The sequence below is a fragment of the Phytoactinopolyspora alkaliphila genome (assembly GCF_010550695.1).
Classification (GTDB): domain Bacteria; phylum Actinomycetota; class Actinomycetes; order Jiangellales; family Jiangellaceae; genus Phytoactinopolyspora; species Phytoactinopolyspora alkaliphila.
Map to the genome: position 1 here is coordinate 38,459 of NZ_JAAGOB010000010.1, position 14,971 is coordinate 53,429.

13 protein-coding genes and 1 riboswitch are annotated in these 14,971 nt (G+C 70.2%); of the genes, 9 read left to right on the top strand and 4 right to left on the bottom strand.

Annotated features, from left to right (window positions below):
• Positions 1-40 precede the first annotated feature (40 nt).
• Both G1H11_RS17875 and G1H11_RS17880 read left to right on the top strand, forming a co-directional pair.
• Positions 41-3,886: a glycosyltransferase gene (locus tag G1H11_RS17875; protein WP_163819964.1), complete on the top strand. Its 3,846-nt coding sequence runs from the start codon at positions 41-43 to the stop codon at positions 3,884-3,886.
• A complete protein-coding gene (locus G1H11_RS17880; protein ID WP_163819965.1) occupies positions 3,886-5,403 on the top strand; it encodes a DUF5719 family protein in 1,518 nt (505 codons plus the stop codon). Before G1H11_RS17875 ends, G1H11_RS17880 begins: the two co-directional genes overlap by 1 nt.
• Before the next feature lie 149 nt (positions 5,404-5,552).
• Here the strand turns inward: G1H11_RS17880 and G1H11_RS17885 are convergent, their stop codons facing one another.
• Positions 5,553-6,008, bottom strand: coding sequence for a metallopeptidase family protein (locus G1H11_RS17885; RefSeq protein ID WP_343074881.1), 456 nt, complete (start codon positions 6,006-6,008; stop codon positions 5,553-5,555).
• Positions 6,009-6,138: 130 nt separating this feature from the next.
• Here G1H11_RS17885 and G1H11_RS17890 point away from each other — a divergent pair, with 130 nt between their 5' ends.
• Entirely contained in the window at positions 6,139-6,489 is a 351-nt protein-coding gene (locus tag G1H11_RS17890; protein ID WP_343074882.1) for a DUF3499 domain-containing protein, read from the top strand.
• Between the two features lie 2 nt (positions 6,490-6,491).
• On the opposite strand, the gene G1H11_RS17895 is transcribed toward G1H11_RS17890, so the two are convergent.
• The 3 genes from G1H11_RS17895 to G1H11_RS17905 are packed head-to-tail and all read right to left on the bottom strand — an operon-like array spanning position 6,492 to position 9,543.
• Positions 6,492-7,301, bottom strand: coding sequence for an energy-coupling factor transporter transmembrane component T family protein (locus G1H11_RS17895; RefSeq protein ID WP_216843885.1), 810 nt, complete (start codon positions 7,299-7,301; stop codon positions 6,492-6,494).
• Entirely contained in the window at positions 7,298-8,917 is a 1,620-nt protein-coding gene (locus tag G1H11_RS17900) for an ABC transporter ATP-binding protein (RefSeq protein ID WP_343074883.1), read from the bottom strand. Before G1H11_RS17900 ends, G1H11_RS17895 begins: the two co-directional genes overlap by 4 nt.
• 2 nt (positions 8,918-8,919) lie before the next feature.
• Positions 8,920-9,543 (bottom strand): ECF transporter S component, encoded by a 624-nt coding sequence (locus G1H11_RS17905; RefSeq protein WP_216843886.1) that lies wholly within the window; start codon positions 9,541-9,543, stop codon positions 8,920-8,922.
• A gap of 114 nt (positions 9,544-9,657) precedes the next feature.
• Positions 9,658-9,765: riboswitch (TPP riboswitch) on the bottom strand.
• A gap of 235 nt (positions 9,766-10,000) precedes the next feature.
• Here G1H11_RS17905 and G1H11_RS17910 point away from each other — a divergent pair.
• The 6 genes from G1H11_RS17910 to G1H11_RS17935 all read left to right on the top strand — a co-directional run bounded on the left by G1H11_RS17910 (position 10,001) and on the right by G1H11_RS17935 (position 14,944).
• Positions 10,001-10,765: a hypothetical protein gene (locus G1H11_RS17910; RefSeq protein WP_163819967.1), complete on the top strand. Its 765-nt coding sequence runs from the start codon at positions 10,001-10,003 to the stop codon at positions 10,763-10,765.
• 115 nt (positions 10,766-10,880) lie between these two features.
• Positions 10,881-11,585, top strand: a complete 705-nt coding sequence (locus tag G1H11_RS17915) for a 1-acyl-sn-glycerol-3-phosphate acyltransferase (protein WP_163819968.1) — start codon at positions 10,881-10,883, stop codon at positions 11,583-11,585.
• A 269-nt stretch (positions 11,586-11,854) separates the two neighbouring features.
• Positions 11,855-12,289 (top strand): HNH endonuclease, encoded by a 435-nt coding sequence (locus tag G1H11_RS17920; RefSeq protein WP_216843887.1) that lies wholly within the window; start codon positions 11,855-11,857, stop codon positions 12,287-12,289.
• Between the two features lie 570 nt (positions 12,290-12,859).
• On the top strand, positions 12,860-13,330 hold the full coding sequence (locus G1H11_RS17925; RefSeq protein ID WP_174257747.1) for a YflT domain-containing protein: 471 nt from the start codon (positions 12,860-12,862) through the stop codon (positions 13,328-13,330).
• A gap of 16 nt (positions 13,331-13,346) precedes the next feature.
• Positions 13,347-14,048 carry a DUF6758 family protein gene (locus G1H11_RS17930; RefSeq protein ID WP_174257748.1) on the top strand — a complete coding sequence of 234 codons (702 nt, stop codon included), beginning with the start codon at positions 13,347-13,349 and terminating at the stop codon, positions 14,046-14,048.
• 35 nt (positions 14,049-14,083) lie between these two features.
• A complete protein-coding gene (locus G1H11_RS17935) occupies positions 14,084-14,944 on the top strand; it encodes a PHP domain-containing protein (RefSeq protein WP_163819971.1) in 861 nt (286 codons plus the stop codon).
• Positions 14,945-14,971 lie beyond the last annotated feature (27 nt).

Sequence of the window (14,971 nt, forward strand, 5' to 3'; positions counted from 1 at the left end):
TGGACCTCATCACCGACACCCGCTGAACCGACGACGAGGCATGGCAACTGACCGACACATCTCCTCCGCCACCGGCGTGAGCGTTTCTAGCGGCGACGTCAGGCCGCGTGACGGCGGTACCCAGGATCCGACGGGTCCGCCTGGGATCTACGACGACCCCGGCTTCGGCAGCGACGCGGCGCTGGACGCGTTCGCCGGGCAGCCCACCGAGCCGGCTCCTGTCGACCCCACGGAGCTGCAGGCCCACGACGTCACGGCCGTGCTCGTCGCGCACGACGGCGAGCGTTGGCTGCCGCGGGCGCTGCAGGGGCTCGCCGAACTCAGCCACGGGCCGGACCGGATCATCGCGGTCGACACCGGAAGCCGGGACGACACGCCGCGGCTGCTGACCACAGCGCTGGGTGCGCCGGCCGTCGTCACCGCGTCACGAAACACAGGATTCGGCGCCGCCGTGGCGGCGGGACTGATCGCGGCCGACGAGATGATGGCTGCGTCGACGCACGCCGGCCGGCTCGGCGCGGACCGCACCGAATGGATCTGGTTGCTGCACGACGACAGCGCCCCCTCGCCGGACGCGCTGCGGAAGCTGCTCGAAACCGCGGTCCGCCGCCCCGACGCGGGCGTGATCGGACCGAAGGTGCTCGGCTGGCGGGACGACCGTCAGCTGCTGGAGGTGGGGCTCACGGTCTCCGGCAGCGGGCGCCGGCACACCGGCCTGGACCGCCGCGAGTACGACCAGGGCCAGCACGACGTCTCCAAAGACGTGCTGGCGGTGGGCAGCGCGGGCATGCTGGTCCGCCGGGACGTATGGGACGAGCTCGGCGGCTTCGACCCGGTACTGCCGATCTTCCGTGACGACATCGACTTCTGCTGGCGAGTCAACCAGGCCGACTACGCGGTGGTGATCTCGCCGGAGGCCTCGGTCCACCACGCCGAGGCGGCCGCACATGGGCGGCGCCGGCTCGGCGCGACGCGAGACCGGGCGCATATGGCGGACCGCCGTCACGCCCTCTACGTGCTCCTCGTCAACTCCCGCGCCGCCTTGCTTCCCCTGCTCTTGCTCCGGGTGTTCTTCGGCGGCCTGGCCCGCTCCTTCGGCTTCCTCGTGGGTAAACAACCCGCGCTCGCGCTGGAGGAGCTGGTAGCGGTGATCGCCGTGCTGGGCCGCCCGGACCGGCTGATCCGGGGCCGGGCCCGGCGAGCGCGGGCCCGGCGGCGATCTCATTCGCAGCTTCGCCCCCTCTTCCCTCCACGGGGCCAGCAGCTCAGGAATGCCGGCGAGAACGTTCTGGCGATGCTCACCGGTTCCGGATCGGGCCACGACGTTCCCGGCGCTCAGCGCCGTTCCACGGGCACCGCCGACGACGAGATGCCGGACACCGACGACGCCTTCCTGCTGCGCCTGGCGCTGCACCCGCTGGTCCTGACGGTGCTCAGCCTGTCCTTGATCACCATCGTGGCGGTGCGCGAACTGATCGGCACCGGCCGCCTGATGGGTGGCGCGATGCTGCCGTCGTGGACCGAGACGGCGGAGCTCTGGCAGACCTACACCGAGTCGTGGCATGGAGTGGGCCTCGGCAGTGCCACCCCCGCACCGCCGTATCTGGCCGTCGTCGCGGTCGTGGCCTCGGTGGTGCGCAGTGCCACGCTGGCAGTGGATCTGCTCCTGCTCGCCTCTGTTCCCCTTGCGGGGATCACGGCGTATTTCCTCCTCCGGCGTCTCGTGGCGGGCCGGTGGCTCCGGCTGTGGGGCTCGGTCACCTACGCCCTGCTGCCGGCCGTGACAGGCGCCATCGCCGCCGGCAGGTTCGGTACCGTCGTAGCCACCGTCCTGACGCCGCTGGTGGTGCTGGCGCTGTACCGGACGTTCGGCCGGCCGGGAGAGCCGGGTCCGTTCCGCGCAGCCTGGAGCGCGGGGCTGATCCTGGCCGTGATCGCGGCATTCGTCCCGCTGGCCTGGCTTCTCGTCCTTGTGCTGGGCGTGGTCGGCCTCGTCACCGTCTACCGCGACCGGGCGGCTCTGTGGCGGTTCGCGGTGGTGCTTGGTGTGGCGCCCGTGGTGCTCATCCCGTGGAGCGGCACGGTTTTGCGTAACCCGGTGCTGCTCGTGACCGAGGCCGGCATGCCCGGCCCAGGGCTCTCCGCCGATGCGCTCGACCCGTGGTCGGTTCTGTTCGTGAACCCTGGCGGCCCCGGCACGGCGCCGGTGTGGCTGGGCGCGGGCCTTGCCCTGGCGGGATGGGCGGCGCTGCTGCGAGCCGAGCGCCGGTTGGTGGTCACGGCGGCGTGGGCGGTCGCGGGCGTGGCCCTGGTGCTCGGGATCGTCGTGTCGAGACTGCCGGTCACCGGCCCCACCTTGCAGACACCGGTGTCGGGCTGGCCAGGCTATCCGGCCGTGGTGCTCGGGGGAGCGCTGATCGTCGCCACCGTCGTCGCCGGTGAGGGTGCCCGGGCCTGGCTGGCGCGGAGCACGTTCGGCTGGCGCCAGCCTCTGGTAGCGCTCGCCACCGCTGGAGCGCTGGTGCTTCCGGTCGCGGGCGCCGGCTGGTGGGCGGTCCGGGGTGCCGACGGCCCATTGGAGCGGCGCGATCCCCAGGTTCTTCCCGCCTACATCTCCGACGAGGCCGAGCTCCCGGAGCGGATCCGCACCCTGGTGCTGGGGCGCGCGGACGACGGACGCGTGACCTACGCACTGCTGCGCTCCTCCGGACCCCGCATGGGCGATGCCGAATCGGGACCTCCGCCGGAAGAATACGGGCCGCTCGACGACGTCGTGGCCGACATCGTGTCCGGCCGGGGCGGAGCCGACGGCTCGCGACTCGCGGAGTTCGCCGCAAAGTACGTCTACCTGTCAGCGCCGTTCGACCCGGACCTGGCCGACATCCTCGACACCGTCCCCGGCTTGGTCCGGTCCAGTGCGCCCGAGGGCGCGGCGATGTGGCGGGTCGACCAGCCCGTCGGACGGATCTGGATCGCCGAGCCCGAGCCCGCCGACGACGCCGAGGAAGAGGCGGTGGAAGCGGAGCTGGTGGTGGTGCCCAGCGACGAGATCGATTCGCGTGGCACCGTCCCGGACGGCGCCGATGGACGGCTCCTGGTCATCTCCGAGCTGGCCGACAGCGGATGGTCGGCCACACTGGACGGCGCGCCCTTGATGCCGGTGGTGTACGACGGCTGGGCCCAGGCGTTCGAGCTGGGCCCCGAGGGTGGTGAGCTGAGCCTCTCGCACCTCGGCAACCGGAGGGCGGGTGTTCTCCTCGTTCAGCTCGGTGCTGTGATCCTGGTCGCGATCCTGGCTCTGCCCGGCATGCGGCGGGAGCGTGGGGCCGTCGACGACGCCTCGGAGATCGACCCCGACGATCCGACCTCTCCCGGCCTTCCCGTCGTGCCCGACGAGCAGGTTCAGCCGGCGACGCCGGTACCCGCCGCGATGCCTGCTCCGCCGCGTGCCGAGGATCACGTCCCCGAGGTGTCGTACGAGTGGCTCGATTCGCCCGATCCGGCTCCTGCCGCCAGGTCCGGCCGCCGACGCGGCGGGAGCACCGACTCCGGGCAGGGGCCTTCGACGCCGGCCGATCGACCCGTACCTGTCGGGTGGGAGACGCCGGAGGAGCGGTCCGCGCCTGCAGGGCAGCAGGAGCCGATCGAGCAGCAGGAGCCGATCGAGCAGCAGGAACCCATCGAGGGACCCTCGCCGGAGGCGGCTCACCCGGAGACCGGCGAGACTCGCTCGTCTCGCGGCGGGTACCGGGGCCGGCGAGCACGCCGCGCCGACGACGAGAGCCCCACCGAAGAGGGCGGCGGTTATCGAGGCAAGCGAGCGGCCGGTGGACGGCGGGCCGCCGGCCGGAGATCACGCGACCGCGGTGATGGGAGCGAGTCCTGATGCGTAGCGGTGTGGCCGCGCTGACAGTGGTGGTGGCGGTGGCCGGAACGCTCGGCGCCGCGTCCCTCGTCGGCCCCCCGGATTCGGTGGTGGAAGAGCATCCCGAGGTCGAGGAGCCGGTGGTCCGGACCTCGCTCGTGTGTCCGTTCGTCGGAGGCGAAGAGGAGGGCCGATCCCACGTGGGAGCGCTGGCCCTGCCTGGAGTTTCCGCGGTGGACGACGACGAAGGACCGATCACGGCGCGCGCCCTCGGATTCGTCCCCGAGCCCGGAGCGACGCCCGAGCCCACACCCACGGACACCGCGCCGCCGGAGCCGGTCTTCACCCTCGAGGAACGCGGCGTCCTCGACGTCAACCGGATCGACATGGACGAACCCACGTCGATCGCGGTCGAAGGTTCCGGCACACTCGCGCCCGGGCTGGTCGCCGAGCAATCCCTGCTCGTCAGGGAGATCGACCTGCGGGGGCTGAGCACCACGTCGTGTGGTCCTGCGGCCCGCGAACACTGGTTCGTGGGCGGGTCCGGCGAGGTGGGCAAGCGAGGGCGGTTGGTCCTGGCCAATCCGACGTCCGTCGCCGCGGTCGTGGATGTCGAACTCTGGGACGAGGCCGGCCCGCTGGACGCACCCGCCACACAGGGCATCGGCGTTCCGGCGCGCAGCCAGCAGGTGCTGCTGCTGGATGCCCTGGCGCCGGAGTCCGAGCGGGTCGGCGTCCGGGTCACGACCTCCCAGGGCAGGGTCTCAGCAGCCTTGGAGATCCGGGAGTCCGAGGAGACAACGCCATTGGGGTTCACCTTCCTGCCCGCCACCGTGGCACCGCAGGAGCGAGTGGTCATCCCCGGTGTTCCCGGCGAAGGCGAGCGGGTGCTGCGTATCCTCGCGCCGGGACAGACGGACGCCATCGTGTCGATGCGGGTGTTCGGCGCCAACGGCCCGTTCACGCCGCTGGACCACGAGGTGGTGACGGTTCCGTCGGGCAGCGTCTACGAGGTGGCACTCGACGGCATCGGCGAGTATCCCGTCGGCGTCGAGCTGGACAGCGACGAGCCGGTGACGGCGTCGGTGCGGGTGGTCCGGGAAGCCGACGACGGCCTGCCGGACCTGGCGTTCACCGCGGCCACTCCACCGCTGGCAGGCCCCGCCGCGGCGCTGCTGGGACGGTCGTCGTCGAGATTCAGTACCACTGTGCACGTGAGCTCGGTCATCGACAGCGCGAGCCGGGTGAGCGTCGCGGTTCTGGATGGCGACGGGGCCGTCGTGTCGGAGGAGGACGTCGCCGTCCCGGCGGGCGCCACGGTCCCGGTGGAAGTGGAGGCGCCTGACGACGCCGACTTCGTCACGGTCGTGATCGACCCGTCGCAGGCCGACGCCGTGGTGGTGGCACGGGAGATCGTCGGTGCCGACGACGACGGTGCCTACCTCGACATCATGCCGTTGTGGTCGCCGATCGTGCACGTAGACGTGCCCCGCGTGGTGGGGGAGCTTCCGGGCGTGCTCGACCCGAACGTCGACTAGCGATCTCGGTTTTCTCCTGGCGCGTGCGCCACGGGCTCGAACAGTGGAAGTCTCTTTCAAGACTGGAAGCTTGCGCGGGCCAGGACCCCCAAGACCTTCCACCGTGGAAACAATCTTCCACCGTTGCCAGGACGGCCTGTAGCGGGTTCTTAACCGTGATGGCCGTACGTGGGATCGACGTCCTGCGGGTCGACTCCGAGCATCTCGCCCACTTGCTCGGCTATCACGTCGCTGACCAGGTCGCGTAGGCGGAACTCGCCCTTGGCGCGGGTCTCCAGGGGGCGCCGGAAGACGACGATCCGAGCGGGGAGCGCGCCGGTGCTGGCGAATGCGCGGGCCAGCGGGACCCAGTCATGTGGCCAGTCGTCGAGCACAGGCACGTCCTCGACGGCGAACTCCACCTTCGCGAGCTCGTCTTTCCAACGGCGGTCGAGGCGCTCGACGCTTTCGAGCACGAGATCGTCGAACCGTTGAGCCCGGGACCGGCTCAACGGCGATTCCGGTGGCGCCAGGGGAGTGCGCAGGCCGCGTCCGTGCCTGTCTCGCCGCAGCGGCGGCAGGACCATCGCGGGTAGGTCGCTCTTCGGGGAGCGGTGTCGCGTCACTCTGCGCAGATTAGCAGCGCGGGCCTGTCGCCCGGCGGCCAGATCCGGCGGGACGTCCGCCGAGGCGGCCGATCACTTCATGGCGTGCCGCGGGGACGGACGCCACATCGGGGCGTTAACCTTGGCGATTGTGAGCCCCATGCGTCGTTGTTCCCGTTCGGCCTGCTCTCAGGTGGCCGTCGCGACACTGACGTATGACTACGCGAGTTCCACTGCGGTGCTGGGTCCTCTCGCCACCTATGCCGAGCCGCACGCCTACGATCTCTGCGCCGCGCACGCGGAGCGGCTGGTAGCCCCACGCGGGTGGGAGGTCATCAGACTGGCTCCGGATCCGGCGGCGTTGGGTCCCACCAGTGACGACCTCCTGGCGCTGGCCGATGCGGTCCGCGAGGCGGCCCGGCCGGCCGAGCCGGAGGAGGAGCCGATCGGGGAGCCCACCCGGCGTGGGCACCTCCGGGTCCTGCGCAACCCCGACATGTGAGATCACGACGAGAAGACCGGGTTCCAGGCTCCTGTCACCACGGCGAGCGCTACTGCGGCGGCGGTGAGCGCCACCGAGCAGCCGAGGAGCACGGCGTCGGCGGGACCGAACCGGCTGATCCTTGCCGTGGTGCGCGCACGCTGGCTGTCGAAGCCGCGCGCGTCCATCGCCACCGCCAGCTGGCTTCCCCGCCGGACGGCGCCCACCAGGAGGGCGAACAGCTTGCCGCCGAACAGCCTGATCGCGGCGAGCGGGTTGCCGCCCGGTTCCAGCCCGCGGGCACGGCGCGCCCGGCCGAGGATCTCCCACTCGGTGGCCATCAGCGGCGCGAGCCGGAGCGCGGCGAGGGAGCCGTAAGCGAACCGGGCCGGCACTTTCAGGTGCCGGACCAGCGAGTCGGCGAGGTCCACCGGGTCGATGGTGAGGACCGCCAGGACACCGGGTAGGGCGATCGCCGCCAGCCGCATGCCTGCCGTGCTGCCGGCGGCGACGCTTTCCGTGGTGAGCAGGAACGGCCCCGCGTCGACGAGGACGGCTCCGCCCTTGCGAGCGGTGAACAGCGCGTTGCCGAGGCTGATCGTCGTCACGCCCAGCAACAGGGGCCAGCCGCGCCGGAATACCTCCCGCCACGTCAATCCCCACGCGGGCACGCTCAGGAGGGCCGCGATCAGGATGAGCCCGGAGGAGACCGGATCCACGCCCACGAGCAGGGTGAGCGCCGGGATGAACGCCGCGCCCAGCTTGGCGACGGGGTTGCGGCGGCCCAGCACCGCGCCGGTGGTGCGTCCGACGGCTCCGGCGGCGATGATCACAGCTCGCTCCCAGTGCCTCGCGGGACGGCTCGCGCAGCAGCGCTGGGCGAACTGTGCGTGCCGGTCGCGGGCCGCGTCGTCGTTCCACCGTGCCGGTGAGCCTCGTCGTCGGCGGGCCGGGCCCGGACGTCGGTGATCCGGCCGCCGCGCATGGTGACGTGCTGGTCGGCGAGTGCATCGGCGAACGCGGCGTCGTGGGTGACGCTGACGAGGGTGGCGCCATCGTCGCGTAGCTGTGCGCAGAGCCGGACCAGTTCCCGCCAGGTCCGGGCGTCCTGGCCGAAGGTCGGCTCGTCGAGCACGACCACGTCCGGGGCCGTCGCCAGCGCGGTGGCCACCGACAAGCGACGCTTCTCCCCGCCGGAGAGCGTGTACGGATTGGCCCCGGCCAGACCGTCCAGGTGAAGCCGGGTGAGCAGGTAGTCACAGCGTTGCTCGGCCGCGGCGGTGGGAATACCGGCCCGCCGAGGGCCGATGAGAAGCTCGGACCGCACCGTCGGTGCGAGGAACTGGTGCTCCGGATCCTGGAAGACCATCCCGATGCTGCGGCACAAGCGCCGGGCTCGCCAGCGGTGCAGCGGCCGGCGCGGATCGGCGGCGAGGAACACACCGCCGGTGTCCGGGCGTGACAGCCCAGCCAGGATCGTGGCCAGTGTCGACTTTCCACTGCCGTTGGGGCCGAGCACGCAGGTCGCCTCACCCTCCCGCAGCTCGAGGTCGGTGACGTCGAGCGACGGTGCGGCGGCGCGCCGGTAGGTCCGGCTGACTCCGCCGGCACGCAGCCGGATCACTCCGGACGGCCCCGGCGTGCGGCGAGGCGGCGCCGGCGCCCATCGTCGGGGCACCCACACCCCGTCGTCGGACAGCGCCGAGCCGTGCCGGGCGAAGACGTCGTCGGGGGAACCGTCGGCCACGACGCCCCCGCCCGGTTCGAGGACCACCACCCGGTCCACCAGGCCGGCGGCGACGTCGACCCGGTGCTCCACGATGAGAAGCGTGGTGCTGGCGCTGTCCGTGGTGGCGCGCACCGCGTCGAGCACCAGCTCGGTCCCGGCCGGATCCAGGTTGGCCGTCGGCTCGTCGAGCACCATGAGCGACGGCCGCCGGACCAGCGCCCCGGCCAGCGCGAGGCGCTGCTGCTCGCCGCCGGAGAGCTCGGCTGTGGAGCGGCTGAGCTGATAGCCGAAGCCCACGCGCCGCAGTGCCGACTCGACGCGCGGCCAGATCTCCTCCCGCGGGACACCCGCGTTCTCCAGGCCGAACGCGACGTCATCGCCCGCCCGGGACATCACCAGTGAGGCTTCCGGATCCTGCAGGAGGACTCCCACCCGGTCGCGGGCCTGGGCGGCCGGCTCGCCGTCGACGGTGACGCTTCCCTCATGCTCCGCGGCGGTCTCGGGGTCCAGGAGTCCGGCCACGGCGCGCAGGAGCGTCGACTTTCCCGCGCCCGACGAGCCGACGAGCAGCACGCGCTCTCCCGCATCGATGTCGAGATCCACGCCGCGACACGCCCACCTTTTCCGCCCCGCGTAGCGCCAGCCCCAGCCGCGGATCCGGACGCGACTCGGACCCCGCTCGCCGACCGCGCCGGTGACCGTGTCCAGGCTTGCCCGCACGGTCAGACCTCCGCCTGCACGCGGCCCGAAGCGAACGGAGCGAGCACCCCCGTGCGGGCGAGCGCCCGCACCAGGAACCAGCTCAGGATTCCCGCGACCAGGCCGGCTGTCACCGCGGCGAGGACGTAGACGGCCTTCCAGCCGAGGCTGAACTCCGGCACCGTGACGATGCTCTGGTTGATGCCCATGGCCAGGCCGGCGGCGCCTCCGGCGAGCAGCGAGCCGAACACGCCCCAGCGCCGATACGCGAGCAGGGCGAAGACCAGTTCGGCCCCAAGCCCCTGCCAAACACCGGACATGAACACCGACAGCCCCCACACCGAGCCGAACAGCATGGACGTGGTCGCGGCGACCACCTCGGTGTACAGGGCCGCCCCGGCGCGGCGGATCACCAGCCCGCCGATGACGGCGGGCATCAGCCAGACGGCGCCGATCACCGGACTGAAGGGGGTGGCCTCCAGAGGGAGGCTGACGGTGGGATAGACGAAGTTGTTCCACGCGGCGAAGATGAGGCCGAAAGCGACCCCCAGCACGGACGCGACCACGATGTCGACGGTGCGCCAGGTGCGCCGCCTGGTGCCCAGGCCCGTGCCCGCACGGTGGGAGACGTTGTCGGTCGGGCTCACGGTGGACTCCTTGGCTGTTCCGTCGTGGAAAGTGACAGGCGAGGGAGCGCCGCTGAGCGTGCCGTCGGGCACAGTTACGGCGCATCCGCGAGGTCTTCTCGCGAACGCGCCGCTGACGTGTCGATATCGACTCCCTGCGCCGGCATGACCCGGATCAGGTTCTGAGGGTCTGCGGAGTTTCCCGCACTCTCAGCGCCCTGCAGCGCTCCCCTGTCTTGCGGGCCAGGTGGCCCATGGGTATGAAGTTGTGGACTAGTCGGGACGGTAGCGGTTTCCTGGCATTTCGGTCAAACAGGCGGAGGGGAATCGTCCGAGTGGCTGGTACGTCGCAGCTGTTCGCCGGCGGCAATGAGGGCGGTTTGCGAGGTAGACTCCGTGTCGGCAGTCACCGGGCCGAGCCCGCGCGCTGCCTTTCCGTCCCTTGTCCCGAGTCTGCGAAGTGTGAGGTCCGACGCCGATGCAGCTGGCATCAGGCCAAGTGATCGGTTTAGGCCTGGCGGCCCTGCTGACCGTCACGCTGACCGCGTGTGGTGAGGAGGAAACTCCCCCAGGCCCAGCGCCTTTGGCCCAGATCGCGTCCAGTTCCGAGACGGCTCCGGCCGAGAACGGCGTCGACCAGTTGCCTCCCGAGGAGGCTCTGCGCACGGCCGTCAAGAACCTCGCGGAGGCCGGAACCTACCGGGTGAGCGGTATGACCTCCGCGGGCAGCGCCATCGACATCGCCTTCAAGACCGGCGTGGGCTCGGTCGGCACGGTCACCACCGACAGTGAGGTGAGACTCGTGGCCTCCGACGATGTGGTGTACATCACCAGCGATCCGGCGACGCTCGCCGACATCGTGGATGCGGATATCGAGGACACCATCGCCGACAAGTGGCTGCTCATCTCATCCGAGTCGAGCTCCAACTACCGGATCTTCGTCGAGGGAAGCGACTTCGCCGAGGCGGTACTGGGGTCCGAGGTCAAGGGGGACCCGACGGCCGTCCAAGAGGTCGACGGCGTACCTGCCGTCGGTATCGAGTTCGCCGAGAGCGGCGGCATGCTGTGGATCTCGGCTACCGGGGACCCGTTGCCGCTGCGTTTCGAGGAGAAGGGCGCATCCGGCGGATCCGGCGTGCTGACCTTCAGCGACTTCGGTGAGGACGTCGAGGTGCCCACGCCGGACGAGGACGATGTCGTCGATCTCTCGACGCTGCCGGTCCAGGACGACGAGGACGAATAGACGATCTCCGGCCGCTGCCCGGGACGCCGGGGGTGCCGGGCCTGCCGGGGGTGCCAGGCCTGCCGGGGTGCCGGGACGCCGGGCCAATCGGAGATAATGGTCCATCGTGGAGCTTGTGGGATCAATTGCGGTCGGCCTGACCAGGTTGTTCGGCAGCGTCCAGCCCGAGGGGCTCGAGAATCTGCCGATGAACGGCCCAGCCATCATCGCTGTCAATCACACCACCATCGCCGACGTTCCCCCGGTGCTGTCGACGCTGTACCGGGCCGGTTTGCGTCCCAGCGTGCCGTGTGCCGACGACGAGTGCGGGACCGTGCACGGCCACGTCCGGTTCATGGCGGCGTCGCAGGTGTTCAACAACACCTTCATCGGACCGCTGGCCCGGCACGCCGGGATGGTTGAGGTCGGCTGGCGGCAGGCCGGCTCGGTGGCGCTCGGAGCGGCTCGGGAAGCGCTCGGCAGAGGCGAGATCATCGGCATCTATCCCGAGGGCGACGTCTCGGCGACCGAGGACGGGTCACCCCGCAGATTCCGGTTCGGCGTGGGGCGCCTAGCCCTGGACGCGCAGGTTCCGGTCATACCGGTGGCGCATCATGACGCACGGACCATCGGCTCCGGCTCCGTGCCCAGGAGCCTCGCGGGGGCGCTGACCTCCATCGTGCGCAGGCCGACGATCAGGTTACGGGTTGGGCCTCCCGTGCTGCCGGAGGAGTTCGCGGGCATGGCGATCCGTGACGTCGTCGATCTGATCCAGGCACGTGTCACCGATATCTGGCGCTCCCTGGCGGGCGAACATGCCCCGCGGATTCACGAAAAGTAAATCGATTGCCCTGCCACAACCCGCCGTCGCAAGCTGTGATGGTGGTCCACTGGAGGCGGCCGCCGAGTTTTTAACTACAATTCGCCCATACGGACGGCTGTGGACATCCGCCCGGGACATGATGCCGGACACTGAGAAAGAACGAGGGAAGCCGAGACGAAGGAGCGTAGGCCAATGTCACGGAAGGGGACGGACAGGTGCAGACGTTGGTGTTGAATGCTTCGTATGAGCCCCTGGCCGTTGTTTCCGTCCGTCGGGCCATCGTCTTGGTGCTGACCGAGAAGGCCGTCATGGAGCACGCCGACTCGGCGCGGGTCATCCGCTCGGCCACCAAGGAGTTTCCCGCGCCACTGGTGGTGCGTCTGCTCAGGTTCGTCCGTGTGCCGTATCGCCGTCGGCTGCCGTGGTCTCGGGCCGGTGTCCTGGAGAGAGATCGACGTCGGTGCGGCTACTGCGGTGGCCGGGCGGACTCGATCGACCACATCCTCCCCACATCTCGCGGTGGCGATCCACGGAGCTGGCTGAACACCGTGGCCGCGTGCGTGCCGTGCAACCAGGCGAAGGCGAACCACACGCCGGACGAGGCGGGGATGCAATTGCGCATCGAGCCGTTCGAGCCGAAGGTTCAGCGCGCGCTTGTGCTCGCACTGGGTGTCACCCAGGCGGAGAGCTTGCCGCCGTGGCTCGCTGCGTCCCTAGCCTGAGCCCGCCGTCCCTGGGCCCACTATTTCGGGGCCGCTATCCAACCCATGGCATGGGTTGTGGTCCCACAAATCGGATAAAACGCCGTCAAATAGCGACCACAACCCATGCGAAGCTCCCCTCAGACGTCGGCCACCGGGTCCTCCGGCTGGCGCGAGCGTCGGTGTGCGTTCCAGGAGCGCGACCGTGCCGTCGTGTTGTCCGTCGTGTAAAACGAGCCGGAAACTGGGGGAATCCTGGGGTTGTGACATGTGCCGTGCATATCTGAGCCGACCGCGTCGGCGCGCTCTTGCACGGCACATGTCACGGCCACCGTGAGGATCCTCGTGCGAGAAATAGCCGGCGCAACAGCCCTGGTCGGCACGTCGTGAAGATCCTCGTGCGAGGAGCAGCCGGTGAGTGGACCGTCGGGAAGATCGATGCTCCTATTGATGTCAAGTGGTTGTGGTGGGGGTTGTGCGGAAACGAACCGGCAAATCGTGGGCGTCGACCCCGGCGTTGTGCTGGAGCACCGGCTTTCTCCCGGTGGACGTGGGATCATGGGGGCAAGACGCTCACCGAGGAGGTACATCATGGCCAGTCCGGTGCCAGGGCTGCCGACAGGGCTGGTGGTCGGGGCTTATGACGGCTATCCGGATGCTCAGCGCGCGGTCGACTACCTGGCCGACCAGAAGTTCCCGGTCGAGCACCTCGCGATCGTCGGCACCGACCTGCGCCAGGTCGAGCGCGTCACCGGGCGTATGAGCTGGGGCAAGGCGATCCTCGGTGGATTGGCCACGGGGGCATGGCTGGGGTTGTTCGTCGGCTTGCTGCTGAGCTTGTTCACCGACGAAGGATGGGCTCAAATCATCATTATGAGCGTGGTGTGGGGCGCCATCTTCATGATGATCTTCGGTGCAGTGGGCTACGCATTCACCGGTGGCCGCCGCGACTTCGTGTCCAAGAGCGTCATCGTCGCCGGTCGGTATGAGATCTACTGTCAGCACCAGCACGCCGAGGAAGCGCGAAACCACCTGGCCAGGTTGTCGCTGAAGACGGGGTAGTCGTCGACCGGATGGCATGCTGTGCCCGAAGCGCTTGACTGGACCGGCCGGAAGAGGAAGCGTCAACAGGGTGAAGGGTGAACTGAGATGCCCGCGTTGCGGTGAGCGCCCGGAGCCGCCCGGAGCGTGGTCCAACCGTTGGACATGCGGCAGACATGGCGAGGTCTTCCCGCTTGCCCCGATGACGACGCCCAGCGCGGACTTCACCAGACAACTCGGCGAGCGCTCGGAGGTGCCGCTGTGGCTGCCGTGGCCATTGCTGCACGGGTGGGTGATCGGTGCCGTTCTGCACGCCGGCGACGACGTCTCGGGCGTGCAGGCGACCGCCGTGGCGATCAGCGGCCCCAATCCGCTCGGCGGACCGGCCGACCTGGTGCTGGTCGCTGAGGAGCAGGGGGTCGGACTGGGGTCGGGCATCGCGGGTGTACGCGGGACCGATCCTGGTGACGTCGTGAAGAGTGAGCCGCACGCGCGTGTGCACGCCGAGGGGCGTCCGGTGCCTCTCTGGTGCGTGTCCGGGAAGCCCGAGCACGCAGTATACGTGGGGCAGTGGGACAGTCGCTGGCTGTGGATGATCTGGAACCCGCACACCGCTGCCGCTCTGCTGCTGGAGGACTTGGTCCTCGCGGATCTGCGCTCGCTGGGCAGGGAAGCCGATCTGCTGCCGTACGGCACGCCGCCACCGTGGCTCATGCGCCGTTCCGGTTACGATCTCTGACGAGAAACCCCGCCGACATTTCAGGAACCCGCCGCTTGCGCATCGATCTGCACACTCACAGCAGTGTCTCCGACGGCACGGAACGTCCGGCCGACGTGGTACGACGTGCTCACGAGGCAGGACTGGACGTCGTCGCGCTGACCGACCACGACACCTTCGACGGCTGGCCGGAAGCATTGGCCGCGGGGCGGCAGTACGGTGTCGACGTGGTGCCGGGTGTGGAGATCTCCACTCAGCTCGGCGGTCGCGGAGCCCACGTGCTCGCCTATCATGTCGACACCGCGCACCGGCCGCTCGCCCGTGAACTGGCTCGGGTGCGAGAAGACCGGCGGGAGCGGCTGCAACGCATCGCTGTCCGGCTGACCAAGGCCGGCATCGCCGTAGATCTCGCCGAGATCCTCCACGCGGCCAACGGTGCCTCTTCGGTGGGCCGTCCGCACGTGGCCGATGTGATGGTGGCCAAGGGATACGTCAAGACCAGGGACGAGGCCTTCGCCTCGTGGCTGTCGGTTGGCGGCGTGGGCTTCGTCGAGAAGTATGCTCCTGGGATCGTCGACGCCATCGGCCTGGTGCACGCCGCCGGCGGGGTCGCGGTGCTGGCCCATCCCTGGGGTCGCGGCTCGCGGCACGTCTTCAGCGCCGAGGCCATCGGCGCGCTCGCCGACGCCGGGCTGGACGGTATCGAGGCCGATCACCAGGATCACGACGACGCCGCCCGCGCAGAGCTTCGCGCGGTAGCCGCGGCCCATGGCTTGGCGGTCACCGGATCCAGCGACTACCACGGCACCGGGAAGGTCGGCCACGAGCTGGGCGTCAATACCACGGCCGAGGCAGAATGGGAACGGCTGCTGGCGCGAGTCGGCAGGCGTCCCAGCCAGACCGGACACGAGGGCTGACGGTGACCGAGCAGCAGTCGTTCGACG